Origin of the sequence: Sphingosinicella sp., assembly GCF_013911755.1 — a bacterium.
In the GTDB taxonomy this organism is placed as follows: domain Bacteria; phylum Pseudomonadota; class Alphaproteobacteria; order Sphingomonadales; family Sphingomonadaceae; genus Sphingosinicella.
In genome coordinates this window covers 1-25,287 of record NZ_JACESP010000009.1, presented here as the reverse complement: position 1 = coordinate 25,287, position 25,287 = coordinate 1, and the positions used below count along the sequence as shown (strand labels likewise).

The window sequence follows — 25,287 nt, the reverse complement described above, 5'->3', positions numbered from 1 at the left end:
GGGAAGCATGGCGAGGATCTTGCTGGTGGAGGACGACGACGCGCTCGCGCGCGGGCTGACGGCGGCCCTGCGCGGCGAGGGCTATTCGGTCGATCCCGCGCCCGACGGCGAGACCGCGCTCGAAATGGCGCGCGACGAGCCCTATGCCGTCATCACGCTCGACGTGAACCTGCCTGACATGAGCGGTTTCGACGTGCTGAAATCGCTGCGGTCGAACGGCTGCCGCGCGCCGATCCTGATGCTGACGGCGCGCGATTCGGTGGAGGACCGGGTGCGGGGGCTCGATCTCGGCGCTGACGATTATCTGCTGAAGCCGTTCGAACCCGCCGAGCTTGCCGCGCGGCTGCGCGCGCTGCTGCGGCGCCCCGCGGCCGACCCCTCGCCGATCATCCGCGTCGGCAATCTGGAAATCGACCGGTCGCGCTGCGTGATCTGGGTGTCGGGCGAGCAGATCGATCTGCGCCGCCGCGAATGGGTGTTGCTGGAAAGGCTTGTCGTCCGTGTCGGCAAGGTGGTGTCGAAGGACAGGCTCGCTGCCGAGGTGTTCGGCTTCGACGAGGCGGTCGCGCCGAACGCCATCGAGGTCTATATCGCGCGCCTGCGCCGCAAGCTCGGCCCGCAGGGGCCGGCGATCCGCACGATGCGCGGCCTCGGCTATGTAATGGAGAATACGCCTGCCGCTGAGACGTAATCTTCGCGTTTCGCTGACCGCGCGACTGCTCGTCGCGCTGATCGTGCCGACGGCGGCGCTGGCGCTGGTGCTCGGCGTCGGCGGCGCGCTCATCATCGGGCGGATCGTCGAAAGCGTGAACGATCGTCTGCTCGATGCCTCGGCGCGTTCGATCGCGGACACGCTGGCACTGGAGGACGGCGAGGTCACGCTCGACCTGCCGCCGTCCGCGTTCGGGATGCTGGAAAACGACGAGCGCGACAATGTCTATTACAGCGTGCGCGTAGGCGGGGAGCTGCTCACGGGCTATCCCGACCTTCCCCAGATCAAGGCCGATGCGGCGCGGACGGACGACGTCGCCTTCGCCTACTCGGCGTACCGCCACGCACCCATTCGCGTGGCGGCGATCGTGCGGCGGGTGCCGCGCGTCGAGGCGCCGGTGGTCGTGCAGGTCGCCGAAACGCTGGATGCAAGAAATAGCCTCAGATGGCGGATGCTGGCCGGCCTGTTCGTGCTCGAAGCGCTGATTGTCGGCCTGCTCGTGCTGCTCGTGCCCGTCGCCGTGCGCTGGGGGCTCGTGCCGCTCGCCGAGGTGCGCCGGGGCATCGCCAGCCGTTCCCCGACCGATTTCACGCCGCTCACGCTGCAGCAGGTGCCGGCTGAACTGCGCAGTTTCGTCGATGCCTTCAACGGGCTGCTGCTGCGGCTGGAAAATGCGGTGGAGGGCCTGCGCCGCTTCACGGCAGACGCCTCGCACCAGATGCGAACGCCGCTCTCGATCCTGCGCGCGCATCTGCAGGTGCTGAAACGCGAGGGCACCGGCACCGATGGCGGGCGCGCGTCGCTTGCCGACATCGACAGCGCCACCGCGCGCCTGCAGCGGCTGCTCACGCAGCTGCTCGCGCTCGCCCGGGCCGAGGGGAATCGCGAGAACGTCATGCGGCTTGCCCGCAATGTCGATCTCGCGGCACTTGCCCGGTCGGTCGCGGAGGATCATGTGCCCGCCGCGCTCGAAGCGGGTGTCGAGATCGAATTCGATGCGGAGGGGAGCGCGGTGGTGCGCACCGTCGGCGAATTCGCGCGCGAGCTTATCTCGAACCTTGTCGACAACGCCATCCGCTACAACCGGCGCGGCGGCACGGTCTGGCTCTGGGTCACGGCCGAAGAGGCAGGGGTGCGTGTTGCGGTTGAAGACGACGGCCCGGGCATTCCGCCCGGGATGCGCGCGCAGATGTTTCAGCGCTTCCGGCGGCTGGACCGCGACCACAGCGAAGGCAGCGGGCTCGGCCTTGCCATCGTCAGCGAGCTTGCAACCGCGCTCGGCGGCGGCATCGCCGTTACCGATCGGCCGGGCGGCGGCCTGCGCGTGGTGATCGACTTCCCGCGCGACCTGGAGGCAGGCGACGGGTAATGCGACAGGCCGTTGAAAGCTGCGCGGCCCTAGCTTGGCATCCGCCGGAGAGATGTGGAGGGAAATGCACGTGTTCCGTTTGACCTCGGTTGCCATTGTTGCCGCTTGCGCCGTGTTCGGTCCCGCAGCCCTCGCTACGCCGAAATCCGATCCGGCGCGCGCCGGCGAGGCTGATTTCCGGGCCGTGTACCGCGAACTTGTCGAGACGGACACGTCGCTGTCCAGCGGCAGCTGCACGCTGGCGGCGGAGCGCATGGCAGCGCGGCTGTTGGCGGCAGGCTATGCGAAGAGCGATGTGCAGGTCGTCGTCCCGTCGGATTTTCCTCGGCAGGGGAATCTCGTCGCGCGGATCACCGGCAGCGATGCGACGCTCGCGCCGATGCTGCTCCTCGCGCACATCGATGTCGTCGAGGCGAAGCGGACGGACTGGAAGCGAGACCCGTTCACGCTCGTTGAGGAGAACGGCTATTTCTACGCACGCGGCGCGGTTGACGACAAGGCGATGGCGTCGTCGTTCGTGGATGCTTTCGTGCGCTACAAGAAAGAAGGTTACCGGCCGAAGCGCACGATCAAGCTGGCGCTGACCTGCGGCGAGGAAACCGATTCGGTGTTCAACGGCGTCCAGTATCTTCTGGCGAAGGCGCCCGATGCGCTCGCGGCGGAATTCGCGGTGAACGAAGGCGGTTCGGGCAATCTCGATGAAAACGGCAAGCCGATCTCATTCGGCGTGCAGATCGGCGAGAAAATCTATCAGGATTTCACCTTCACGGTCACGGCGCCCGGCGGCCACAGCGCGCGCCCGACCGATGACAATGCGATCGGCCGCCTCGCCGCTGCCGTGGCGCGCATCGATCGCTATCGGTTCCCGGTCAACATGACGGACGCCACCAAAGGTTTCTTCCGTCGTATGTCGGCGCTTTACACGGGTCAGACTGCAAAGGATCTGGCCGCCGCCGGGAACGACACGGCCGACGAGGCTGCCTTCGCCCGCATCGCCGCTGCAAACCCGCTTTGGAATGCATTCCTGCGCACCACCTGCATCCCCACGCAGCTCGCGGGTGGCCATGCGCCAAATGCGCAGCCGCAGCACGCCAAGGCAAACGTCAATTGCCGGATCATGCCGGGCGAAAGCGTGGATTCGGTGCGCGCGCGCCTTGCAGAGGTCGCGGCCGACCCGAAGGTCGAGATCGGCCTTGCCGCGCAGCCCGGCCCGCAACCGCCCGCGCCGCCGCTCGATGCGCGCATCATGAAACCCGTGGAGAGAATCGTAGGAGAGATGTGGCCCGGCGTGCCGGTGATCCCAAGCCTCAGCAGCGGCGCAACCGATGGTCGCTTCCTGAATGCGGCGGGCATTCCCACCTACGGCATCTCTGGCGTGTTCCGTGATCCGGACGGCAACGGCGTCCACGGCCTCAACGAGCGTATCCGCGTCACCGGGCTGATGGATGCGCGTGCGTTCCTGTACCGCCTCGTCAAAGCCTATTCAGCCAAGTGACATGACGCCCGGAGCGCGCACCACGCTGCTGAAACTTCACCGCTGGGTCGGCCTCGCCTTCGCGGCGCTGCTGCTCGTGCAGGGTCTGACGGGCACGCTTCTGGTCTTCCGGGAGGAGATCGAGGGTATCCTTCACCCAGCGCTCGTGGTGGCACCGGCGGAAACGCGGGCCTCCATGCAGGGGATTGCCGATACGGTTCGCGAGTCCGCGCCGCAAGCCAAGCTACAGCGCATCAAGGTTTCCAACGATCCCACGCGCGCGGCAACGGCTTTCCTGAGGCTTGAAAACGATGCGCCGTGGATCGTCGCCGTCGATCCCTACAGCGGCGAGATCGTGCGCGCGGGCAGCTATGGCGCGTGGCCCGCCGAATGGCTGTTTCACCTCCACGATACGCTGCTTGCAGGGAAGACGGGCGAAATCATCGTCACCATCGAAGGCGTCGCGCTCATCTTCCTTGCCGTGTTCGGTATCATCATCTGGTGGCCGGGGCGCCGCCGGCTGAAATCCGGCTTCCGTATCCTTACAGGGCAGGGCGCGGACCGCACGGTCCGCACCGCGCACCGCGCGATCGGTGCGGCGATTGGCATCGTGCTGGTGATGTCCGGCACCACGGGCGCGCTCCTCATCCATCGCGCGGCGTTGCAGGCCTATCTGCCCGTCGTGCCGCGCCCCAAGTTCGAGGTCGCGCTGTCGCAAGCCCCGCTGCTGCCGGTCGATACGCTGATCGCCGACGCGCGTGGCCGGCATGGGCCGCTGCCGCTGCGCGAAGTGCGCTTCTCGGGCGCTTCGGGGCAGGTCGTCGCGCTTTATTTTCAGGATGAAGCCTCCCGCCGTCCGAACGCGACACGCCAATATTTCTACAACGCCTACGAAGGCGTCGAACTCGGCCGCTACGAGCCCGCCGCGCTGCCGCCGATGAATACCGCCTACGACTGGCTGTTCACGATCCACACCGGCAAGGCGGGTGGGTTTGTCGGCCGCCTCGTCGTGCTTGCGGCGGGTCTCTCGCTCGTGTTCTTCGCGGGCAGCGGTGTGTGGCTCTGGTTCTCGGCGCGCCGCCAGAAACGTGCGCGGCGCGCGAAAGCGGAAAGCCGCGTCGTTCGAAATGCGGCCTAGCGGCTGTATCATCGCCATCTCGGCGATCCTCGCCGTATCCGCCCATGCGGAGCCCAACCCGGTCGCATCGATGACCGTGCAGGATTTCGCTGCGAAGTGGATGATGCAGCAGGGCGATATCGCGGGCACCGGCGTCTATGCCTCCGCCAACGCGGCGCTTCGGGCATCGCCCGTTGCGGAGCCGCGCGTCGTGCTGATGGGCGATTCGATCACCTATCATTGGACGCCCGCGATGCTGCCCCGGCTCGGCGCCGCGACCTGGGTCAATCGCGGCATCCCGGGGCAGAACAGCAGCCAGATGCTGCTCCGCTTCGAGGATGATGTGGTGGCACTCTCGCCCGCCGTCGTCGTGATCCTCGCGGGCACGAACGATCTTCGGGTCCATGCCGGAAGCCATGGCGACGCGAGGGCGGCCATCCTTGCGCGGCTCGCCAGCAACGTGACTGCGATGGCGGACATTGCAGATGCGCGCGGCATCCGCGTCGTGCTCGGCAGCATTCCGCCATTCGACGCCGTGCGCGATGGCGGCCGTCGCGATCCGGAAACGCGGCGTGCGGCGAATGCATGGCTGCGGACGTTCGCGAAGGCGCGCGGCTACGCGTTCGCTGACTATGATGCGCTTGGCGATGTCGATGGCCAACTGCGCCGCGATCTCAGCGACGACGGACTACACCCCAACGCCGACGGCTACGGCCTGATGCACCCGATTCTCGCCGATGCGGTGAGGGCCGCCGGCGTTCGATAGCGCGACAAAAAAAGAAGCCCGCGGATCGGGGGAACGATCCGCGGGCTTTCCGGTGCTGACCCCGGGGGAAACTAGAAGTTGATGCGGGCTCCGACCGTGAAGTAGCGCCCGATCAGATCGTGATACGGTGAGCTGACCGCAGCCACCGCCGGAGCGCGGTCGAAGAGGTTCTGGACGTTGCCGTAAACCGTGAACTTCTTGCCATCGCCGTACGGGATGTAAAGGCGAGCGCCGAGGTCGAAATACCAGCGGCTGGAGATGCCGACGCTGTCGCCTTGGCCGGCGAGGACGTTGGCCGGCGCATAGCCTCCGCCATCGACATAACGCGTGCGGACATCGGCACCGAAGCGGTCGCTTTCATACGTGGCGCTGAGCGTGCCACGCCACTTCGGGATCAGGTACGTCGCCTGCGAGCCAAGATATCCCGCGCCCTCGATCGTGAGGATGCCGTTGTCGACGGCAAGGCTGTCGACATAGTTTGCAAGGCCGCGAATGTTCAGCTGGCCGGGCAGGCCGATGCTGTCGAGGCTGGTCTGATAGCTCGCCTCGAAATCGATGCCCTTGTTCGTGAACTTGGCGACGTTGATGTACGCAGCATTGATCTCCGAGATTGCGCCCGATCCGTTGCGGACGATCTGAGCACAGGCGCCAGTATTCCCCTGCAGATAGCAACTGTTAACGATCTGCTGGGCTGTCAGCGTGGTAATAACGTCGTTGATCTTGATGTCGTAGTAGTCCGCTGAGAAGCGGAAACCGGGCAAGAAGCTCGGCGAGAGTGCTACGCCGAACGTGAGCGTGTCTGCAATTTCAGGCGCAACGTCAGGATTACCACCCGTGTAGAGGATGATGCTCGTGGTTGGACGGGTCGTAGGAATGCCCTCGTCCACAACCGTCGTGAACAGCGTTGAGCGCAGGCTGAACATTTCGGTGAGATTTGCGGCACGAATGTCACGTGAACGCGTGACGCGCAGCTTGATGCTGTCGTTGATGTCCCAGACTGCGCCGACCTTCCACGACCAGATCGAGCCTTTGGTGCTATAGTCGGAAACGCGGGCCGCACCGTTGAACATCAGCTTCTGTACGAACGGTAGATCGGCGAGCAGCGGGATCGCGACCTCGGCAAAAGCTTCCTTCACGTTATTGCCGGTTTTCGGGATGTTCTGGCCGTTGATGGTGCCGAAACGGCCGGCCAGCGAGTTATCATCGTATTTCGTGCTGAAGGCCTGCTCGCGATACTCGATGCCTGCCGCGACCGAGACGGGCTCATTCCAGAGTTCGAATGGCTCGCCACTGATGCTGACGCCCATATTGTCAAGCCAAGTGGTGGTGTAAGCGTTCCAATCGGCTGTTACATAGTCGACCGCCGCCTGATCAGAATTGCCGGAACCGAACAGATTGAGGGGACGGCAAGCGGTTGTCGGGTCGGTGAGGGCGACACGGCAAACTGGTGTGCCACCCGGACCTGTGACCGCATCAAGCGCGTTCAGAAAGTTCTGACGCAGCGTGATATCCTTCAGCTTCTGATCCTGTGTTTGTTCACCGTGGCTATAAAAGGCGTTGTAACGCCACTTGCCGCCGCCAAAGCTGCCGTCGACGCCGATCGAGACCTGATAGGTTTCGCGCGTATAGTCATAGTGTGCCATGGCAACGTCCGTGACGGCGCGGCCCATGGTGAAGGAGGTCTCGCCTGCGGTTGCGAGTTGGTTGCGGATCGCGGGGCTGAGATAGGGGTTCTCAGCCGAGATCGTGAGCTGGTTGATCCAGAGATCAGGGAAGAACGGACGTTCGTCCCACACGCGGTTGTAGTTGCCCTCAACCCAGACATTGAGAGTATCGGTAAGGTCGTAGCTCGCGCGGGCGAGTACGTTGGCGCGCTGGATCGGTGCCGAGAGCGACCGGTAGTTATCGATGTGGTAGCCTTCGCCGCCGATCATGAGCGTCGGAGCGCCGGCACGGCGGGTGCCGTATTCAAAGGGACGAAGCGTGCCGTCGTTATTGAAAACCTGACCGGCCAGAACGCCGGACGTGATGAGGCCGTTTTCGTGGCGGTTCGATTCACGCAGCTTGTTGGTCGGGTAGAGCTTGCCGTCGGCACCCGGGAAGAAGGCCGCCGCGCCGATGAGCGGCCGCGAGGTGCCGGGTATGACGCCTTTGTCGTTCAGATAGTCGCCGCCGACGATGAAGTGGCCGCGCCCATCGGCGAAGCTGAAGCCCGCCGATCCTTCGAGCAGATATTTCGCACCGTCGCCGCGCGAAGAGATGCCGGTCTGCGCACCGAGCTCAAAGCCCTCACGCTTGTTGTCGAGCATGATGTTCACGACACCCGCGACGGCATCCGAGCCGTAAGCCGCCGAGGCGCCGCCGGTGACGATGTCGATGCTCTTCACGAGCGAATATGGAATCGTCTGCAGGTCGTTCGAGCTGACATGGCGACGGCCATTGATCAGTACCAGCGTGCGTGCCGCGCCGAGACCGCGGAGGTCGGCAGGGGACTGGCCCGACGAGGTGACGGTATTCGTCGAGGTCGCGCTCTGTGTCATGCGGAACTGGGGCAGGTCGGCGAGTGTCGCCTGAATGTCCGTGCGGCCGGCGACCTTCAGGTCGGCCGCGCTCACGACCGTGGTCGGCGTCGGGGCGTCGAAGCCGACGGTGCTGATGCGCGAACCGGTGATCACGATGACATCGGAATTTTCTGCCGCAGTGGTTTCCGCGGCTTCCTGCGCAAAGGCCGGGCTGGAAAAGGCGAGCGCGACGCCGAGGGCGAGTGCGCTTGCCGACGCGATGCGGGCAGATGAACGGATAACAGGCATGGTCATGACAGTCCCCTCTTGACGTGCTTGTGAAGAAAATCGCACTCGTCGCGTCGGCGCGAGCGTCTGTTTCAGAACTGGAAAATCAACCAAAAAATTTCAATTGTCCACATTGATATCCCAAATGGGACAATATTTTTCTATGTGGGTTGCTATTTAACAACACGATAGAGAACGTGCGGTTGTGAGGAGAACGACATCTTGCGGTCGCTTTCCGGGCCGTAGAATTCCAGCTTTTCGTACGGGCCGCCGTCGCGCGCTGCCGTGACCTGCTCGTAGAGCTGCGGTCCGATCTGTTCCCAATAGGTCTTGTTGCCGCGATTCTCCACGACGAGTCCGTGCGGCCCCGAGGCGCTGACCTTGATGTCGAACGCGGGCTGCGGCGGATCGCTGTAGGTGCGGCGGTTGGTGCGATAGGCGCCGACAACGGGGGTGGATGTGCCGGTCCAGCGCGGGGCCGGGCTTTCCGGGAAAACGCGGCCGATAATGGCGTTCTGCAGTTCCGTGCGGGCACCGTAGCTTCCCTGGCCGCCTGTCGTGGACACGAAGAAGCCAAAGTCTGCCTCGGGGGCGAGGACCATGAACGAGTGGAAATCGGCGGTGTTGCCGCCATGGCCGACAAGGCGCGGTCCCGTCTCGCGCACGACCATGTAGCCATGCGCCATGCCCGGCAGGGACGGCGCATTCTTGTGCAGCGTTTCGCGCATCAGCTTCATGGTTTCCGGCTTCAGGATACGCGCCTCGCCAAGCGCGCCGTCGCCGAGGTGCGCGAGCATGAAGCGCGCCATGTCGGGCCCCGTCGCAGAGGCGGAGCCAGCGGGCATGATGTTCCCATAAAGCTCGAAGGGCTTGGCGACGAAGCGGCCGTCCTTGAGCTCGTAGCCGAGCGCCATATTCTTGGCACGCGTGCCCGTCAGCGGCTCGCGGAAGGTCGCGCTTGTCATGCCGAGCGGGCCGAAGATGTGGCGGTCGATATAGTCCGGGAAGGCTTCGCCCGAAACGCGCTCTACGATGTAGCCTGCAATCGCCGAGCCGTAGTTGGAGTAGGAGCTTTCGACGCCCGAGTCGCGGACGCGGGCGGGGATGTTGTCCTTCAGGAACGTGCCGAGCGGAATGAAACCGGCCGGGCTCTCCACCGTGATGCCGCCCCTGTCTTCAAGACCGGGCGCGTGGGTGAGAAGGTCCCGAACGAGGATCGGCTTGGCGTATGTGGCGGGAATCTTGAAGTCGAGGTATTTGTTGACGTCGTCGCCCAACTTCACACGCCCCTTTTCGACCTGCTGCATAAGCGCGGTCCACGTGAACAGCTTGGAGACAGACCCGGGGCGAAACAGCGTCTTGTCGCCATCCACCGGTATCTTCCGGTCGATGTCGGCGTAGCCGTAGCCTTTGCTGAAAACGATCTTTCCACCAGAGACCACGGTGACGACGGCGCCCGCCACCTCCCGCGTGGCGATCTGCTGCGCCATCACGCCGTCGATGAATTCTGGAAGCCCGGCAAGGCGCGCCGGATCGACGCTCGCGACGGATGTAGCCGGTGCTGCTGCGGAGGGCGTGGTTGCCAGGAGCGCCAGCGCAAGTGCCGCCCCGCCGAAAACACGCCGCATTGCCGCGGACCGATTGCGTTCGCGCATCACCCCGACTCTCCCTTCCCAACGTTATGTTCCAGAATTTTGACATATCAGGATGATATTTTCAAATTGGGATTGTCAAAAAGCATACGTGCTTTTTCGGAAATAAATTTAATTACAGTTTTTCAACTACATAATGAGATACGCATCTCGTGTTGCAATTGAGGAAATTTGCTCTCATTGTCCTGTATGGAGAATTAGCCGCGCCAAGACTGCGGCCTTCAAATTCCAACGAGGGAGGGAATGATGAAACGGAACGCCATGCGCTGGCTCTGTTTGCCGCTGGTTTTTGCTGCATTGAGCGTGGGCGAGCCCGCTGCGGCGGCGCCAGCAACGACGAAGATTTTGGATTCGGAAGTGACCCGGCTCGCCGCGGGCGCAGGCGGTGTCGTAGGCATCGCGGCGTGGCGGCTCGACGGCAAGGGACCGCGCGTGCTGCTGAACGCGGACGCGGCATTCCCGATGGCGAGCACGTACAAGGTGCCGCTTGCGGGCAAGATCCTCGACATGGTCGATAAGGGCGAGCTCCGCCTCGACCAGATGCTCGATGTACCGCAGGACATGATGTCGCCGTCAGAAGTGATCGCCGATCGCTTCATCCATCCGGGCGTCAGCCTGTCGGTCCACAACCTGCTCGAAGTGATGCTGACGCAGAGCGACAACACGGCGACCGATGTGCTGATGAAGGCCGCGGGCGGGCCGGCGGCGGTGACGGCGTGGGTGCGTGCGCAGGGTGTGGACGCGATGCGCGTCGATCGGGATACGAACCGGCTGCTGCGCGATTTTTTCCGGCTTGGCGAAGGTCCGCTGACAGAGGCGTTCGACACGGCGGCGAAGGCCGATCCGTCTATTCTGACCAAGGGCGAGATGCCCGATGCTGCGTTCGATGCCGATCCCAAGGACACGGCGAGCCCGGCGGCAATGGCCACGCTGCTCACGCGCATGTTCGCCGGAAAGGCGCTCTCGCCTGAAAGCACCAAAGCGTTCATCGCGATCATGGAGCGTTGCCGCACCGGCACGGCGCGTCTGCCGGGCCAGATGCCCCCCGGCACCACGGTTGCCCACAAGACGGGCACCATCGGCGGAACGGTGAACGACGTCGGCACGGTGAGCCTTCCCGACGGCACGGGGGTCGTGATCGCCGCTTATGTTAAGGCGAGCGCGGCGCCGGTTGCCGACCGGGAACGCGCCATCGCCGAGATCGCGCGCACGGTGCGCGACTATTTCTTATTCACGAATTGAGGAGGGCTAAATGAAAACTGCACTGTTCCTGGCGACTGCGCTTGCCGCGCTCGCCGCGCCGGCGCTTGCGGAGACGTATGACGTCGTGATTTCCGGCGGGCGGGTGATGGACCCCGCGAGCGGACGCGACGAGATCGCCAATGTCGGCATCACCGGCAACCGTATCGCCGAAATCTCGGCGGCGCCGCTCAAGGGCAAGCGCAAGATCGACGCGCGCGGGCTTGTTGTTGCGCCGGGCTTCGTCGATCTCCATGCACACGGCCAGCACGACAAGGGCCAGCAGTTTCAGGTGCTGGACGGCGTGACGACCGCGATCGATGCCGAAGGCGGCGCGATGCCGGTGCAGGCGTTCGTCGGTGCACTGAAAGGTCGGGCGCTCATCAATTACGGCGCGACCGCATCGCATCAGTGTGCACGCATGGAAGTGATCGCGTCGGCGCCGTGCAAAGGCCACGGCGCAGCCAACGGAGCGACGGTTGCCGATCGCAAGGCTTATACGGCCTCCGCGACACCCGAACAGCAAAAGGCGATTGTCGCGGCGCTCGATCGCGAGGTTGCCGATGGTGCGCTCGGCTATGGGCTCGGCATCGAATACACGCCGGGCGCGGGGCGCAGCGAAATCTACGACATCTTCAAGGCGGCCGCGGCAAAGCGTGCGCCGGTTTTCGTCCACGTGCGCAGCCGCCCGCTCGATCCGGCGCCGGGTGTGCCGATCGCGGTGGCGCAGGAGGTGATTGCGAATGCCGCCGTCACCGGCGCGCCGCTGCAGATCGTGCATCTGCATTCCACAGGCCTCAAGGACACGCCGATCCTGATCGACATGGTGAAGCGGGCGCAGGCACGTGGTCTCGACATCACGTCGGAAGCCTACCCGTATACGGCGGGCAGCACGGCGATCGGATCGGAGTTCTTCCGTGATGGATGGCAGGAGCGCTCGGGCATCAGCTATGGCGACCTCCAATGGCCTGCGACCGGCGAGCGGCTGACGCAGGAGACGTTCGAACGCTATCGGCGCGAACAGCCGGGCGCGGCGGTGGTCGTGCATATGATCCCGGAGGACGTCGTCGATCAGATCATTGCCGAACCCGCGATCTCGATCGCGTCCGACGGTATGCCGTGGGTCACGTCCGGCGAGCATCCGCGCGGTGCGGGCACATATGCGCGCGTGCTCGGCCGCTATGTGCGTGAACGCGGTACGCTCGATCTGATGGCGGCGCTCCGCAAGATGACGATCATGCCGGCGCAGCGGCTTGAGGGGATTTCCCCGCAGATGGCGAAGAAGGGCCGTGTGTCGGTAGGCGCCGACGCGGACCTCACGCTGTTCGATCCGGCGACCGTGGCCGATCTTGCCACGTTCGAAAAGCCCATGCAGGCCTCGCGCGGCATTCGCTACGTTCTGGTGAACGGCACCCCCGTGGTCGATGGCGGCAAATTGGCAGCGAAGGTCTTCCCAGGCGAGGCGATCCTCGGAACGGGCAAGGGGCGCTGAACAAAATGGGGGGGGGCGCTATGCAGTGTCCCCCGTTTCTTCTCGATCAGTAGTTGAGGCCGTAGTCCAGCAGTCCGAACGTCGCCGCTGCCCAGAGCATGATGCCTGCGGCGGCGAGGAGTGCAACGCTCCACAGGCGAGACGCCCAGCGCCCCTCGGTCCAGGCATTCCATGCATTCCAGAGCGCGAGCCCCAGAAAACCGATGAAGCCGATCAGGCCGGCGGTCTGCAGCAGCATGACCAGCCAATCGTACCTGCCGTTGATGGCGGTAAAGCCCTGCTGCATCATCGCGCTGAAGATGAAGAGCCAGCCGGCGCAGACGGAGAGGACGAGCACCGCGCCGCCGCGCACCAGGTGATAGCGCAGCCGTGCCCGGCCGGTCAGCGCAAGGGAAGCGCCGTAGATGCGCCGGGCGATCGCACCGGCGGGCCATGACAGCGCCGTCAGCAGCAGCACGATCACGGCGAATATCATGGCGGGGTTCAGCCATGCCGCGTTCGCGTGCCAGGGCGTGGGCTCGAACACGACCGCTGCCGAACCGGCATCGATGCTGAAACGCTGGACCTTGCCGTCCACGACCTTGGCCGCGAGCCGCTGCTTGCCGCCGACCTCGCGCCACACGAAGGGCGCGATCTCCTTCCATTCGCGGGGTTCGCCGCCCGGTGTCTTGAAGTTGGGGACCAGCAATCCACCGTCCGGACCCACGGTCACGGCCATCTGAGAGGCGAGCGCGCCGGTCCGCATGAAGCTGGAGTCGGAGCGGCGGCTCGCGATGTAGTGCCCCGCCATCATTCGGGCATGCGCGGCAGCCGTCTTCGCATCCACCGTGCCGTCTTTGGGCGTGCCGGGGAAATAGCGGTCCATGAAGCCGGTGATGAGCGCGTTGTGAATGGCGCTCGGTGCGCCGTCCTTACCGACACTGTTGAGCGAGATATAAACGCCCACGTTTTGGTCGATCAGCAGCCAGAGGTAGGTGAAGAAGCGCTGCGTTCCGCCGTTGTGGCCGATGATGCGATAGCCGTTCTGGTTCTGCTCGTAAAAGCCGAGCGCCATGCGGTTGAGCGGCGGGATCATGTCGAGGAAGGTGGTGTGCATCGTCTTCGCGGTTTCGGGCGAGAGCAGCGGCCTGCCGTTCGCGAGATGCGCGATCATGAACTTGCCCATGTCCGCGCCGCTCGCCGAAAGGCTGCCCGCGGGGGCGGGTTCGACCACCTCGAAGGGCATCGCCTTGCCCGAAGCCGTCCGATAGCTTTGGGACATCAGCGGTTTCAGGGATGCCGGCAGCGGCTGACGGAATGTCGAATGGGTCATGCCGAGCGGCATGAGGATGCGCTGGTCGATGTAGTCGTCGAACGGCATTCCCGACACGCGCTCGACGATGTAGCCGGCAAGTCCGGTCGCGTAGTTCGAATAGGCTGGCGTCGTGCCGGGCGCGAAGATGCGGTTCGGCACCCAGCGCTTTAACACCGCGCCGAGCGGTGCGGGTGTTTCCGTCTCGTCGGAGATCAGCTTGCGTATCGACTCCTCGAAGCCCGAGGTGTGCGTCATGATGTTGCGCAGCGTGATGGGCTTGCCGTCGCGCGGCGGGATCTTGAAGTCGAGGTAGGTGTTCACATCGGTGTCGAGGTCGAGCTTGCCCTCCTGAACAAGCTGCATCACCGCCGTCCACGTGAACAGCTTCGATACCGAGCCCGGACGGAACAGCGTCTTTTCAGGATCGACCGGAGTGCGCTTCTCGACATCTGAATAGCCGTAGCCGCGCTGCGTCAGCACCTGGCCGTCCTTCACGACGACGACGACGGCACCTGCCACCGCACCCCGTGCGAGCGCATAGGGCATGAGGCCATCGAGCCACGCATCGACATCAGCCTTGGTGAGCGCCTGCGTATTCGCCCCGGCCGAAGGTGCCGGCGGCGTGACCAGTGACGGTCCATTTTCCGGAGCCGGTGCCGCGGCCGTTTGCGCGGCAAGCACGACGAGCCCCAATACGAGCTTCAGATGTTTCCCGATCATCACCACACGCCCCCCTCAAGCCGAAATGCTATGCCATCGGATGGATCGAACAATCCTCAGGCGTTTTCCCATTAGGGATAAAATCATCCCAAATAGAAAATTGTCAATCCCGACTGGGACGTGACGGCAAGGAATTGAGAAGCGGGCAATTCTGACGATGGGTAACGACAGCGTCCGCACATACGAAAAGACCCGGCTCAGTCTCCTGAACCGGGTCTCTTTCGTTACTCAAACGCTGTGAGGCTTAGGCAGCCTTGCGGCGGCGCATGGCGCCGAGACCGACGAGGCCGAGACCGAAGAGCGCAAGCGCGGCCGGCTCCGGAACTTCGCGGCCTTCGATCGACAGCACGAACTGCGCGAAGGTCGTTTCGGCTTCCGCCGTCAGGAAGCCGAAGCAGCCCGCTGCCACACCGGCCGAAGCGCAAGCTTCGTCGGAGAGGAAGCCGAGCGTCGGTGCCGAGTCCGGATCTTCGAAGATGAACAGCGAGTAGTCGGCGCCGTCATAGCTGAAGTCGAACTGACCGAAGTCGAATTCGAGCACGAAGATGTCGGCGCAGCCGGCACCGTTGAGGCCCACGCCAACCGCATTGCCGTCGGCGCAGATGCCGCCCGAACCCGCGTTCGGCGTCTCGATGAACGAAATGTTGAACGTGCGCTCGAGGGGCGAGGCGAGCGGGTCGCCGGCCGGATCGAACGGGGTCAGCGCGATCGTGATCGAGAGGTCGGTGCTGAGCAGCGACTTGGTGCCGCCCGGCAGCGTGTTGTTCTCGTGATAATACTGATCAGCGAGGTTCCACGTGCCGTTGGTGTCGATCAAACCCGAGGTTGGCGTGTCGGTGACGCCGATGGCGCTCTTCACGCTCGAAGGACCCCATTCGACGCGCGTGTCGGTGACCGACTGCGAGCCGGTGCCCGAAGCTTCGAAAACCGCGTTGGAGAAAGTCGAGGTCACTTCGTAGGACCACGTGTTGACGAGCGCTGCCTGCGCAGCCGTCGACATTCCGGCCGCGCCGACGAGTGCCATCGCGGGCAGAACCTTGTTGAGAACCTTGTTGCGCATTGTACGCCTCCTGAAAACTGATAGCCGATAATCAGGGAAGCAAGTCGCGTGCCATTTACGCGGCGTGTGAAGAAAGGGTTAATTTCCCGAGGCTAAGGCGCTCTCGCCGTCAGCCCTCAGAAAAGGTGCTCCGAAAATTGTAAAGAATTCCGACGACGCGCGCGGGCGGCACTCAGTGTACCGCGGCGCGGGAAAAGAGCCGCAAGACGACAACCCCGGCAAGGATCAGGGCAATGCCCACAAAGGCCGGTGCGTCGAGCGTCTGTTTCAGAAATGCCCAGCCGATGAAGGTGATGAGCACGATGCCGACCCCCGCCCAGATCGCGTAGGCGATGCCCACGGGAATGCTCTGGAGGGCCAGCGACATCAGATAAAACGACGTCGCGAAGCTGACGAGGACGATAAGCGTGGGCGTCAGCCGGGTGAAACCGGCGGTCTGGCTGAGCGCGGAGGTGCCGATTGTCTCGGCGACAATGGCACCTGCGAGATAAAAATAGTGCATGAAAACCGTCCTCCGCCGTTCATCCTCGAACCGGGCCGGAAGAGGGAGGCAGGCCGGGGCCGCTCGTCAAGCCCTTTCGGACACGATGGTCGGCGCGCGCACGATGTCGTCGCTGGTCGGCTTGCCGTACACGATGAACTTCTCGGCCTTGCCATCGTCGTTCAGATAGAAGTTCGGGATCGTCAGCAGCGGGCGCAAGCCATAGATTTCGTAGATGCGCCGGGCATGGCGGTATTTTTCGCAATCGGATGTTTCGAGGCAGAACCAGCGTGCGCCGTTCTGTTTGGCGCGGTTTTCCGTCAGGCGCAGCGTTTCGAACACCGCGTCCCGCCGTGCGCGCGCCGGATCGATCGCGCCCCAGGCGCCCCACGTGACGTCGCGCCAGAATTCGGTTTCGTAGATGCCGGTGAGGCCGATGATCGAGCCGTTGCATTCCACGACGCTGAACTCGCAGTCCGACGAGACGCTGCGGCGACCACTGAAGCGTACCCGCACGGCCGGCTGAAGCGGGTCGATGAGCCTTTTCCGCTCGGCATACAGATAGATATGCTCGCCATGCCCGTCCGGAATATGGCCGGCGATGCGGAAGCCCGCGGCCAGGAATTGCGGTGCGTGAACGCGCTCGATGCGAACCACCAGCAGGCGGTGGCAACGCGGCCAGCGGCGCATCGCCGCCATGGCGAGGTCCACAGTGGCTTCAGGCTGAGAGGCAAGGTCGATCCATGCGACGTCGCGCCCATGCACGAATGACGACAGCAGATCCAGCTTCACGCTTTCGCCTGCATCCTCGATGTGGACTTCCGACTTCGCCCACATAGATGTGAGGTGCGGGAAGCCGGCCTTGCGCGCGAAATGCCAAAGATAGCTGCGTGCGACGAGGCCGACCTCACCGCTGAAATTGTCCGCCGCGATTTTCATGGCGCGGGCGATATCACCGATTTTCAGCGGCCTAATCGAATACTTTGTGAAACTCCGGGCTTTTTTGCGTCGCTCTGTTTTGTCTGGTTGAAATTTTTCGGAGCGATCCTGAAAATCGGAATTTACGTTAATTCCGGAGTAACTTTCATTGTTTACATGATTTTGATGAACGTCAAAGGCCTCACTTGGATTGATGCTTTCCGTTAGCCCCAGACTGTTCATTTTTTGACCCGATCGCGAAATCATTATTATCGAATCCGGCCCTTTATCTGGCCCGAATCCTGCCTGCTTCAACTCTGAAAATCTGGTATTTTGACCCAGAGTATTGACCGGCGTTTGTTAACAAACTCTAACTTTGTTTTCTGACGATTCCCATATGTGGTTCCGGCTCCGAGACTCGGTCGGTCCTTCTGAAAAAACGACTGGTCGTATTCCTTGCCCCGCCGCGCGATTCTGCGGAATTTCGCGCCCCGGATCGGAAGCGTCAAACCCGGATGGCGGGCGTCAGAGGGACAGCAACAATTGGTGCCCCCGAGAGGATTCGAACCTCCGGCCTGCGGTTTAGGAAACCGTCGCTCTATCCTGCTGAGCTACGGGGGCACTCACGCGCGCATCAGTGGCGGTAGCGGGCGAAAATATCAAGCGTCGGTGCGGCCGGCGCGGATGGGGAACAGCAGCGGCATCGCCTCTATGCCTTCATCGCGAAGCTGCGCCGCCTCGTCCGCGCTCGTTTCGCCGTAAATGCCGCGTGCGTCGGTTTCGCCGTAATGGATCGCGCGCGCTTCCTCGGCGAAACGGCCGCCGACATACTCGCTGCTCTCGATCATGCTCTTCTGCATCTCGGCGAGCGCGCCCAGCATCTGCTTGATCCGCATGTCTTCGCCGCCCGCCACGGGGACAGGGCGCGTTTCATCGCGCGTGTTGCCCTTGGCGGGCACGGCGGGCGCCATCACCGCCTTGGCGATCTCGGCATTGCCGCACAGCGGGCAGGAAAGCAGGCCGCGTTCTCTCTGCGTCTCGTAGTCGCTCGAGGAGCCGAACCACGCTTCGAAGACGTGGGCCTCGGCGCATTTCAGGTCGAAGACGATCACGGCGCGGCGATGTCCCTGCGGTGCTGGAGCACGGGGATGCGGCGGCGCACGTCCGCGATGCGTTCAAGACCGATCTCGGCGAAGTAGAGCCCAGGCTCTTCGCCCGCGTCGAGGAGGATGTCGCCCCAGGGGTCGATCACCAGCGCGTGGCCGTAGGTGGATCGCCCGTCCTCATGCTCCCCGGTCTGCGCGGCGGCGACCACGAACGATGCGGTTTCGATGGCGCGCGCCCGCAGCAGCGTGTGCCAGTGCGCGCGGCCTGTGGGGCGCGTGAAGGCGGCGGGAAGCGCGATGACCTCGGCGCCGGCGCCGCTCAGCGCATCGAACAGGCGCGGGAAGCGCACGTCGTAGCATATGGCGAGGCCGAGCGTGCCGACCGGCGTTTCGGCAAGCGCGACGCCTGCGCCCGCCACGAAGCTCGCGGATTCGCGGTAATATTCGCCGGGCGCCGCCTCGACATCGAACAGGTGCATCTTGTCGTAGCGCGCGCGAATCTCGCCCTTGTCGTCGATCACAAGGCTGCGGTTGACGAGCCGGTCGGCATAGCGGGCATCGCGCAGCGCGAGCGAGCCGAGCGCAACCCAGATGCCTGCCTCCCGCGCCGCTGCGCGCACGGCGGCGAGCGCGACATCGTCTTCCTCGCTGCGCGCATTGGCGAACAGGCGCGCGGTGTTCCGGTCCAGCATCCCCGACATCTCAGGGGTGAACAGCATGGCCGCGCCGCCGGCTGCGGCGGCTTCGATATAGCCCGAAAGCGCGGCGGCGTTGACGGCGGAGTCCGTGCCGGACGTCATCTGGGCGATGGCGATACGTGTCGTCATGGGGCTGGATATGGGGCGTTCAGGCGGTTTGTGCCAGTAGCGGATCGAGCTTGCCGTCAGCGTCGAGCTGCGCGAGGTCGTCCGATCCGCCGATATGCCGCCCACCGATGAAAATCTGCGGCACGGTAGTGCGGCCGTGCGCGCGCTGGATCATCTCGGCGCGGCGATCTCCGCACAAGGTAATGTCGATTTCCTCGAAGGCAGCGCCCTTCGCTTTCAGCAGCGATTTCGCGCGCGTGCAGTAGGGGCACAGGAACTTCGTGTAGATTTCAATCTTGGACAAACTGCGATCCCTTGGCTCTTTTCAGCCCTGTTCGACAGTATCATGGGTGACGCGGGCGAAAGTTACAATATCTATGCGCGCAGCCCCGGCGCGGCGAAGCACGCGGGCACAGGCCTCTGCCGTGGCGCCGGTCGTCATCACGTCATCCACCAGAAGGATATGCGCGCCCTGAATGCGCGCCGCTGCGCGGACGCGGATCGCGCCCCGTACGTTTTCTGCGCGCTGGCGCCGCGACATGCCCCGGCTGATCGGTGTGTCGCGTACGCGGGCGAGCGCGGTTGCGAGCACGCGGAGCCCGGTGCGCCGTGCGAGCGCGTGCGCGAGCAGCGCAGCCTGGTTGAAACGGCGCAGGCGCAGGCGGCGCGTGTGCAGCGGCACCGGCACGAGGAGGGGCCGATCGACGAGCATCGGCGCGGCGGCGCGGGCCATCATGCCCGCCATGACGCGTGCCAGCCCGGTGCGGTCGCCGTGCTTCAGCGCCAGCACGAGCCCAGCGCTCGCCCCGTTATATGCGAGCGCGGCGCGGGCGTGGTCGAACGGCGGCGGCGTTTCCATGCAGGCGCCACAAAGCGCAGCGTCTCCTGCGCTATAGGGGAACGGCAAGCCGCAGCAGGCGCACATCGGCGCGGTGAGGAAATCAAGGCGCGACCAGCATGGCGCGCAGAAGCTGCCATCCTCGCCCACGATCACGCGGCACGAAGGGCAGCGCGGCGGCAGCAGCAGGTCCACGAAACCCGCGCTCGTGCGTTTCAGAAGCTGGAAAACCGCCCTCTCCATCGACATGTCGTAGCAGCCCGGCATTGCGCTTGCAGCCTCCCTCGGACAAGAGGGCGCTGCATGTCAGACCCCATCGAACCGTTCGACCGCGCTGCTCGCCGCCGCGCCCGTGATCGCGCCGCGGCCGATTTTGCGCGCTTCGCGTTCCTGAAAGACGCGCTTGCCGCCGATCTCGCCGAGCGGCTTGCCGAACTCGGATCATCGTTTCCCCGCGTTCTCGATCTCGGGTCGCACGATGGGCGCCTTGCCGCGCTGCTGCCCGAAAGCGAAATGGTCGCCGCCGACGCTGGGTTTCGTTTTGCAAAAACCGCGCGCGGCGTGATGTGCGACGAGGATCGCCTGCCGTTCGCGCCTCACAGTTTCGATGCGGTGCTGTCGGCGGCCAGCCTGCACGGCGTCAACGACCTGCCCGGCGCGCTGGTGCAGATCCGGCAGGTGCTGAGGCCGGGCGGGGTGTTCCTTGCGGCCTTCGTCGGCGGCGCGTCGCTCGCAGCGCTGCGCGCACGTCTGCTCGCGGCCGAGATGTCGCGCTACGATGGTGTTTCGCCGCGGTTTCTGCCGATGGTCGATCCGCGTGAGGCGCCGGGGTTGCTGCAGCGCGCGGGCTTCGTCGAGCCGGTGGTGGACGTGCACCAGCAAGTCGTGCGGTATCGCAGTGCCGCGTCGATGCTCGTCGACGCGCGCGGCATGGGGGAGGGCAATGTTCTTCTCGCACGAAGCCGCAAGCCGCTTTCGCGCGCCGACGCGGCGGCGTTTCACATTGCGGCAGAGGCGGCTGCGGAGGCGGACGGACGGCATCCGCTCCAGCTCGAGATTGTCACGATGACCGGGCGGGCACCGCCGCTCAAATAAGTGCTGCGAGCGTGCCGATCAGCGGCCGGTCGGCGGGCGGCATATCGATCGAGAACAGGTCGTTTACGCGCTCCCACCGCAGGCGCTGGCCGTCGTGCCCGTGCGGCGTGCCCTGCCACTTGCGGCAGACATAGAGCATCAGCACGAGGTGAAAATGCTCATACGCGTGGCTGGCGAACGTGGTCGGGGCAAGGCACGAGGCTTCCGTTGCGATGCCCAGTTCCTCATGGAGTTCGCGGATGAGCGCGGCTTCGGGCGTTTCGCCCGCTTCCACCTTGCCGCCGGGAAACTCCCATGTTCCGGCGAGGTGCTTTCCGGCCGGGCGCTCGGCGAGCAGCACGCGGCCGTCGCGGTCGATGAGCGCGGCGGCGACGACCATGCGGATCGGTAGTGGATTCATTTGGGGATTCATTTGGTTAACCCCGTGCTTAGTCCGGCTTGTGTGAATTTGTTAACGCCTGCGGGCTAGAACGGAGCGACAGGGACGTGCAAGCCCTGAATCTGTGTTTGAACTGAAGGTAGCGGCCAATGCCCGAATTCATCCGCAAACTGGTTCGCCAGTCCGAAGGTGCGACAGCGATCGAGTACGGCCTTATCGCGGCGCTGATCGCCGTCGGCGCCATCTCGGGATTCAATTCTTTCGGTAACGGCCTCACCAACATGTGGGGCAAGATCGAGAACAATGTGAAATCCAGTTCGTAGCCATAGCGACGATAGCTTCAAAACGAACAGGCCTTCGGGCCTGTTTTTTTTTTACCCGAAACAAGCGCTTCGAAAGTTAATGCATTTTCACCAGCCGCTTTAAGCAATTGGCAAGAGCAATGCGATAGTGATGCATTGCTGACCTCTTGGACGGGGACAGAGGAACACCGGTACGTACGGACTTGGTATAGGAGACAAGAAATGTCGTTTTTCCGTAAGCTTCGTAAGGAAGAGAAGGGCGCGACGGCCATTGAATACGGTCTGATCGCTGCTCTCATCGCGGTTGCTGCCATCGGCGCCATGGGTGCGCTGGGCAATGCCATCAGCAGCACGATGAACAACGCTGCGACGGCGATGACCAACGCCTAAGCATCGATCTCGCGCAAGCGAAACGAACAGGGCGTCGGGGAAACCCGGCGCCCTTTTCGTTTGTCAGCCGAACACGACGATCTTCACTTTTTCACCCGCGCGCAGTGTCGGGTTCGTCTCGCGGTTGTTCATCACGAGGAAGCGTTCGAGCTTGTAGTCATCGAACGCCATGCGCCGGGAAATCGACTCCGCCGTGTCGCCCGGCTTCACGGTCACCACCTGGATCACCCGCTGGCGCAGCGCCGCGGCCTGCGCGTCCGTCAGCTTGCGGAACGAGCGCGCCGTGGTCGTCACCACGTTCGAAACGTTGACGTTCGAGGGCGAGATGAAGATGAAGTGATAGCCGCTGCCGCCGCCAAAGCGGTAGGCGACGACGCTGACATCGCGGTTGCCGTTTTGCGTCGCGACGCGCGCGGTCGCGGTCGCAGACTCAAGCCCGTTGATCGTCGTGCGCTGCACGCCGGTATACTGCGCCTTGCTGTTGCCGAGCACGCCCTGGAACACCGTGGAGATGTACGAATCGAGGCTGTCGCCGTCCCCAAGCTTGCCGCCGCTGAACTGGATCTGTGCCTGCCCGCCGGTCGCCGTCACCGCCGCCGCGCCGTTGTTCAGGTAATAGCCCTGCGGCACTTCGAAGGCCATCTTCAGCACCGGGTGCGCGAACTTGTGACCATCCACGAAGCCCTGCGCCGGATCGTCGCCGTAGAGCATCCCGTTGACGGCGGTGAAATAGTCCGCCGCATCGCGCTTCAGCTGGCCGGGTTTCACGCCCGTCGCCGCCGCCTTCTGCGTGGCGCGTTTGACACGCGCGGCGGTCAGCGGATGGCTCCGCGCCCATGAAGGGATCTGCGCGGCCTCGTTCTGGCCGCGGATGCGGGTTTCCAGCGCCTGCTGATCGCCGAGCGACTGCAGGATTTCGGCCGCCGCAAAGGGATCATAGCCCGCCGCGGTCATGTAGCGGATGCCGAGATCGTCTGACTGATACTCCTGATCGCGCGAATATTTCATCGTCCAGACTTGTCCGAGCTGCCCGGCCAGCTGGCCGATCTGGCTGCTGCCGGTGAGCACCGTGGCGAGGATCGAGACGATGCCGCTGCCGAGCGCGGCGTTCTGACGCTTCTTCGAATGCTGCGCATCGACATGGCCGACTTCGTGGCCGAGCACGGAGGCAAGCTCCGCTTCGCTGTTCATGATCGAGAGCAGCCCGCGCGTCATGTAGACGTAGCAGCCTGGAATCGCGAACGCGTTGACCACCGTGGTGTTGAGCAGCGTCACCGTGCATTCGTTTTCGGCCGCCGCGATGTTGGAGCGGACGGCGACCTCCTTGCCGATGCGCTTCACCATCGCCGTGCCGGGGCCTTCGTAGGCGCCACCGAACTCGGCCATGATTTCCGGATGCGCCTGCGCCGCCTGCGCGCGTTCGCTGGCGCTGATCTGGCGCGGCTTCTGCGCGTTCGCGCTCGTTCCGGGCCCGGTCACGCAGGCGCCGAGCACCATCGTGCTCACCGCGATCCCCAGGGCCTGCTGCGCTTCTTTTCTCATATGACTTCTGTCCCTCAAATACCTGCCACCCGTCTAAACCGGCGACATGCCGCGCCGGTTCCCGGGTATCGTTACGGGTGCGACGCAGCCCAGTCTCCCACGCTCGCGGCGACTTCGTTCGCCGCATCGCTCAGCGCGCGGGAGACGGCGGGGCCGGTCTCGGCGGAGACGGGCCGCGTCGCTGTGAAACTGCGGCTCGCAACATAGCCGGTTCCCGGTGCCGACAATATGGCGTCGTAGCGCACGCGGACCTGCGGCGCGGCGCGCACGTCGAGCCCGAACTCCAGCAGCCTGCCGGAAAGCCGGTGTGCGCCCGCGATATCGGCATTGCGCTCGTCGATCACCGGGCGGCCCGTGCGCGCCTGCACCACCTCGCCGAGCAGGCGCTGGAACAGCACCACGGGCTGCTCCACCCAGTTCGCCTTCTGAAGATAGGCGATCTCGGTTGCCTCTGTCGTCACCGGGATGCGCAGCGTGCGCAGTGCGCCGGGCGCGCTCGGCACCGTTACCAGCAGCGGCTTGCCGGTGAGGGCGGCGGGTTCGCCGGTTTCGGCGCGGATGGTCAGCAGCGAGTCCGGCGGGTCTCCGGTGCCGCCGATCTGAACCAGCGGCCCGCAGCCGGCGATCATCAGCGCCGCGAATAGGGCGATCGGTTTCATCGGTCATCTCCGTCGGGCTTGTATTCCGGCAGCGTGCGGCCGCCGACGAGGGCGCCTGCCGGGTCTTCGTCGAGCTTGGCGGCGATGGCGCCGAGCGAACGCGACATTTCGCGCAGGTCGCCGACGAGAAGGTTCACTTCAGGCAGGGTCTGCGCATTGAAGGTCTCAGCGCCGGCGCGGGCTGCGCGCGAGGTCGCCTCCAGCTCGCCGAGCGCCGAATCCGCGCGTTGCAGTGTCTTGCGGAGATCGGCGACGAGCGGCCTGCCTTCGGCATCGACGAGCTTGCTGGTGCTGTCTGCAAGCACGGCAAGCGCAGCCGCCGTTTTCCGGGTTTCCGCGATCGTCGCGCGGATTTCCGTCACGGTATCGGCGATGTCGCCGTCGCGGCTTGCGATGGCGGCGGTGATCGTATTCGCGTTCTTGAGGATGCCCGCGATCGAATCTTGGTTCTGCGGGCTCAGCACCTCATTCAGCCGCGCGGTGAGCGTGCTGATCCGCTCAAGAAGCTGCGGCGCGGAATCGAGGAGCTGGCCGAGCGCGCCGGGTTTCGTCGGGATCACAGGCGCGCCATAGGGCCCCGGTTCGTCGATCGCCGGCGCGCCCTTGATGGCGCCTTCCAGCTCGACGATCGAAACCCCTGTGAAGCCGACGCTCGAAATCGTGGCGACCGTGCCCTGCAGGATCGGTACGCCCTCGTCGATTTCGATGCGGACGCGCACGAAGTTTGGCGTTTCCGGCATCAGCCGGATTTCCTGAACTGTGCCGACGGGAACGCCCGAATAGTTGACCGCGCTGCCGCGCGCGAGGCCGGAAACCGAGCCAAAGAAGATGTCGTACTTCTGCCGGTCCGATGTGTCGACGCGCGCGATCCACAGGATGAACAGGAATGCGGCGATGAACAGCGCGATCGCGACGGCGCCGACGAGAACGTGGTTGCTTCTCGTTTCCAAATTCAACCCCCTGCTGCGGCGCTGGCAAGCGCGGCGCGCCCGCGCGGACCGCGGAAATACTCCTGAACCCACGGATGATCGAAAGCCAGAAGTTCGTCGATAGTTCCCACCTTCAGCACGCGCTTGTCCGCCAGCAC

General features: G+C 64.4%; 24 protein-coding genes, 1 tRNA gene and 1 pseudogene. 10 read left to right on the top strand and 16 right to left on the bottom strand.

Going from position 1 to position 25,287, the window contains the following annotated elements; all coding sequences use genetic code 11:
• Positions 1-7 precede the first annotated feature (7 nt).
• The 5 genes from H2052_RS08145 to H2052_RS08125 all read left to right on the top strand — a co-directional run bounded on the left by H2052_RS08145 (position 8) and on the right by H2052_RS08125 (position 5,438).
• Positions 8-691: a response regulator transcription factor gene (locus tag H2052_RS08145; protein WP_293779989.1), complete on the top strand. Its 684-nt coding sequence runs from the start codon at positions 8-10 to the stop codon at positions 689-691.
• 43 nt (positions 692-734) lie between these two features.
• Positions 735-2,081, top strand: coding sequence for a sensor histidine kinase (locus tag H2052_RS08140; RefSeq protein ID WP_293779987.1), 1,347 nt, complete (start codon positions 735-737; stop codon positions 2,079-2,081).
• Between the two features lie 70 nt (positions 2,082-2,151).
• Entirely contained in the window at positions 2,152-3,576 is a 1,425-nt protein-coding gene (locus tag H2052_RS08135; RefSeq protein WP_293779985.1) for a M20/M25/M40 family metallo-hydrolase, read from the top strand.
• Position 3,577: 1 nt separating this feature from the next.
• Positions 3,578-4,693 (top strand): PepSY-associated TM helix domain-containing protein, encoded by a 1,116-nt coding sequence (locus H2052_RS08130; protein ID WP_293779983.1) that lies wholly within the window; start codon positions 3,578-3,580, stop codon positions 4,691-4,693.
• Positions 4,683-5,438: a GDSL-type esterase/lipase family protein gene (locus H2052_RS08125; RefSeq protein WP_293779981.1), complete on the top strand. Its 756-nt coding sequence runs from the start codon at positions 4,683-4,685 to the stop codon at positions 5,436-5,438. Before H2052_RS08130 ends, H2052_RS08125 begins: the two co-directional genes overlap by 11 nt.
• A 71-nt stretch (positions 5,439-5,509) precedes the next feature.
• Here H2052_RS08125 and H2052_RS08120 read toward each other — a convergent pair whose 3' ends face one another.
• Complete coding sequence (locus H2052_RS08120) at positions 5,510-8,254, bottom strand: TonB-dependent receptor (protein ID WP_293779979.1); 2,745 nt, start codon at positions 8,252-8,254, stop codon at positions 5,510-5,512.
• 146 nt (positions 8,255-8,400) lie between these two features.
• Positions 8,401-9,882, bottom strand: a complete 1,482-nt coding sequence (locus H2052_RS08115) for a serine hydrolase domain-containing protein (RefSeq protein WP_293779977.1) — start codon at positions 9,880-9,882, stop codon at positions 8,401-8,403.
• A 243-nt stretch (positions 9,883-10,125) separates the two neighbouring features.
• Here H2052_RS08115 and bla point away from each other — a divergent pair, with 243 nt between their 5' ends.
• Both bla and H2052_RS08105 read left to right on the top strand, forming a co-directional pair.
• The gene (gene bla / locus H2052_RS08110) at positions 10,126-11,121 is read left to right on the top strand and encodes a class A beta-lactamase (protein ID WP_293779975.1); all 996 of its coding nucleotides are present in this window, start codon (positions 10,126-10,128) and stop codon (positions 11,119-11,121) included.
• Between the two features lie 10 nt (positions 11,122-11,131).
• The gene (locus H2052_RS08105; protein WP_293779973.1) at positions 11,132-12,610 is read left to right on the top strand and encodes an amidohydrolase family protein; all 1,479 of its coding nucleotides are present in this window, start codon (positions 11,132-11,134) and stop codon (positions 12,608-12,610) included.
• 46 nt (positions 12,611-12,656) lie between these two features.
• Here H2052_RS08105 and H2052_RS08100 read toward each other — a convergent pair whose 3' ends face one another.
• From H2052_RS08100 to H2052_RS08060, 9 genes are all read right to left on the bottom strand, one after another.
• The gene (locus tag H2052_RS08100) at positions 12,657-14,624 is read right to left on the bottom strand and encodes a serine hydrolase domain-containing protein (protein WP_293779971.1); all 1,968 of its coding nucleotides are present in this window, start codon (positions 14,622-14,624) and stop codon (positions 12,657-12,659) included.
• A 244-nt stretch (positions 14,625-14,868) separates the two neighbouring features.
• Entirely contained in the window at positions 14,869-15,684 is an 816-nt protein-coding gene (locus H2052_RS08095; protein WP_293779969.1) for a THxN family PEP-CTERM protein, read from the bottom strand.
• Positions 15,685-15,856: 172 nt separating this feature from the next.
• Complete coding sequence (locus H2052_RS08090; RefSeq protein ID WP_293779967.1) at positions 15,857-16,186, bottom strand: SMR family transporter; 330 nt, start codon at positions 16,184-16,186, stop codon at positions 15,857-15,859.
• A 66-nt stretch (positions 16,187-16,252) separates the two neighbouring features.
• Entirely contained in the window at positions 16,253-17,398 is a 1,146-nt protein-coding gene (locus H2052_RS08085; RefSeq protein WP_293779965.1) for a hypothetical protein, read from the bottom strand.
• 229 nt (positions 17,399-17,627) lie between these two features.
• Positions 17,628-17,704 (bottom strand) — tRNA-Arg (locus H2052_RS08080).
• A gap of 38 nt (positions 17,705-17,742) precedes the next feature.
• Positions 17,743-18,195, bottom strand: a complete 453-nt coding sequence (locus H2052_RS08075; RefSeq protein ID WP_293779963.1) for a DUF1178 family protein — start codon at positions 18,193-18,195, stop codon at positions 17,743-17,745.
• The gene (locus tag H2052_RS08070; RefSeq protein ID WP_293779961.1) at positions 18,192-19,016 is read right to left on the bottom strand and encodes a carbon-nitrogen hydrolase family protein; all 825 of its coding nucleotides are present in this window, start codon (positions 19,014-19,016) and stop codon (positions 18,192-18,194) included. The genes H2052_RS08075 and H2052_RS08070 overlap by 4 nt, the downstream gene beginning before the upstream one ends.
• Before the next feature lie 19 nt (positions 19,017-19,035).
• A complete protein-coding gene (gene grxC / locus H2052_RS08065) occupies positions 19,036-19,299 on the bottom strand; it encodes a glutaredoxin 3 (RefSeq protein WP_293779959.1) in 264 nt (87 codons plus the stop codon).
• 21 nt (positions 19,300-19,320) lie between these two features.
• The gene (locus tag H2052_RS08060) at positions 19,321-20,100 is read right to left on the bottom strand and encodes a ComF family protein (protein ID WP_293779957.1); all 780 of its coding nucleotides are present in this window, start codon (positions 20,098-20,100) and stop codon (positions 19,321-19,323) included.
• Between the two features lie 36 nt (positions 20,101-20,136).
• Between H2052_RS08060 and H2052_RS08055 the strand changes: the two genes are divergently transcribed.
• A complete protein-coding gene (locus H2052_RS08055; RefSeq protein ID WP_293779955.1) occupies positions 20,137-20,928 on the top strand; it encodes a class I SAM-dependent methyltransferase in 792 nt (263 codons plus the stop codon).
• Here the strand turns inward: H2052_RS08055 and mutT are convergent.
• Positions 20,921-21,328, bottom strand: a complete 408-nt coding sequence (gene mutT / locus H2052_RS08050) for an 8-oxo-dGTP diphosphatase MutT (RefSeq protein ID WP_293779953.1) — start codon at positions 21,326-21,328, stop codon at positions 20,921-20,923. The two genes, H2052_RS08055 and mutT, sit on opposite strands and share 8 nt — an antisense overlap.
• 128 nt (positions 21,329-21,456) lie before the next feature.
• Here mutT and H2052_RS08045 point away from each other — a divergent pair, with 128 nt between their 5' ends.
• Both H2052_RS08045 and H2052_RS08040 read left to right on the top strand, forming a co-directional pair.
• Positions 21,457-21,630, top strand: coding sequence for a Flp family type IVb pilin (locus H2052_RS08045; protein WP_121047157.1), 174 nt, complete (start codon positions 21,457-21,459; stop codon positions 21,628-21,630).
• Between the two features lie 201 nt (positions 21,631-21,831).
• Entirely contained in the window at positions 21,832-21,999 is a 168-nt protein-coding gene (locus H2052_RS08040; RefSeq protein WP_293779950.1) for a Flp family type IVb pilin, read from the top strand.
• Positions 22,000-22,062: 63 nt separating this feature from the next.
• On the opposite strand, the gene H2052_RS08035 is transcribed toward H2052_RS08040, so the two are convergent.
• The 4 genes and pseudogenes from H2052_RS08035 to H2052_RS08020 form a co-directional block, all read right to left on the bottom strand.
• The gene (locus tag H2052_RS08035; protein ID WP_293779948.1) at positions 22,063-23,541 is read right to left on the bottom strand and encodes a M48 family metalloprotease; all 1,479 of its coding nucleotides are present in this window, start codon (positions 23,539-23,541) and stop codon (positions 22,063-22,065) included.
• 71 nt (positions 23,542-23,612) lie between these two features.
• Positions 23,613-24,200 carry an ABC-type transport auxiliary lipoprotein family protein gene (locus H2052_RS08030; protein ID WP_293779946.1) on the bottom strand — a complete coding sequence of 196 codons (588 nt, stop codon included), beginning with the start codon at positions 24,198-24,200 and terminating at the stop codon, positions 23,613-23,615.
• A complete protein-coding gene (locus tag H2052_RS08025; RefSeq protein ID WP_293779944.1) occupies positions 24,197-25,150 on the bottom strand; it encodes an MlaD family protein in 954 nt (317 codons plus the stop codon). Before H2052_RS08025 ends, H2052_RS08030 begins: the two co-directional genes overlap by 4 nt.
• 2 nt (positions 25,151-25,152) lie before the next feature.
• Positions 25,153-25,287 (bottom strand): annotated as a pseudogene (locus H2052_RS08020) (ABC transporter ATP-binding protein); the annotation flags it as partial.

Coding starts and splice junctions, on each gene's coding strand:
- H2052_RS08145 (WP_293779989.1), top strand. CDS start 8: ATGGCGAGGATCTTGCTGGTGGAGGACGACGACGCGCTCGCGCGCGGG.
- H2052_RS08130 (WP_293779983.1), top strand. CDS start 3,578: ATGACGCCCGGAGCGCGCACCACGCTGCTGAAACTTCACCGCTGGGTC.
- H2052_RS08125 (WP_293779981.1), top strand. CDS start 4,683: ATGCGGCCTAGCGGCTGTATCATCGCCATCTCGGCGATCCTCGCCGTA.
- H2052_RS08120 (WP_293779979.1), bottom strand. CDS start 8,254: ATGACCATGCCTGTTATCCGTTCATCTGCCCGCATCGCGTCGGCAAGC.
- H2052_RS08115 (WP_293779977.1), bottom strand. CDS start 9,882: ATGCGCGAACGCAATCGGTCCGCGGCAATGCGGCGTGTTTTCGGCGGG.
- bla (WP_293779975.1), top strand. CDS start 10,126: ATGAAACGGAACGCCATGCGCTGGCTCTGTTTGCCGCTGGTTTTTGCT.
- H2052_RS08105 (WP_293779973.1), top strand. CDS start 11,132: ATGAAAACTGCACTGTTCCTGGCGACTGCGCTTGCCGCGCTCGCCGCG.
- H2052_RS08100 (WP_293779971.1), bottom strand. CDS start 14,624: ATGATCGGGAAACATCTGAAGCTCGTATTGGGGCTCGTCGTGCTTGCC.
- H2052_RS08095 (WP_293779969.1), bottom strand. CDS start 15,684: ATGCGCAACAAGGTTCTCAACAAGGTTCTGCCCGCGATGGCACTCGTC.
- H2052_RS08090 (WP_293779967.1), bottom strand. CDS start 16,186: ATGCACTATTTTTATCTCGCAGGTGCCATTGTCGCCGAGACAATCGGC.
- H2052_RS08070 (WP_293779961.1), bottom strand. CDS start 19,016: ATGACGACACGTATCGCCATCGCCCAGATGACGTCCGGCACGGACTCC.
- H2052_RS08060 (WP_293779957.1), bottom strand. CDS start 20,100: ATGCCGGGCTGCTACGACATGTCGATGGAGAGGGCGGTTTTCCAGCTT.
- H2052_RS08055 (WP_293779955.1), top strand. CDS start 20,137: ATGTCAGACCCCATCGAACCGTTCGACCGCGCTGCTCGCCGCCGCGCC.
- mutT (WP_293779953.1), bottom strand. CDS start 21,328: ATGAATCCACTACCGATCCGCATGGTCGTCGCCGCCGCGCTCATCGAC.
- H2052_RS08045 (WP_121047157.1), top strand. CDS start 21,457: ATGCCCGAATTCATCCGCAAACTGGTTCGCCAGTCCGAAGGTGCGACA.
- H2052_RS08040 (WP_293779950.1), top strand. CDS start 21,832: ATGTCGTTTTTCCGTAAGCTTCGTAAGGAAGAGAAGGGCGCGACGGCC.
- H2052_RS08035 (WP_293779948.1), bottom strand. CDS start 23,541: ATGAGAAAAGAAGCGCAGCAGGCCCTGGGGATCGCGGTGAGCACGATG.
- H2052_RS08030 (WP_293779946.1), bottom strand. CDS start 24,200: ATGAAACCGATCGCCCTATTCGCGGCGCTGATGATCGCCGGCTGCGGG.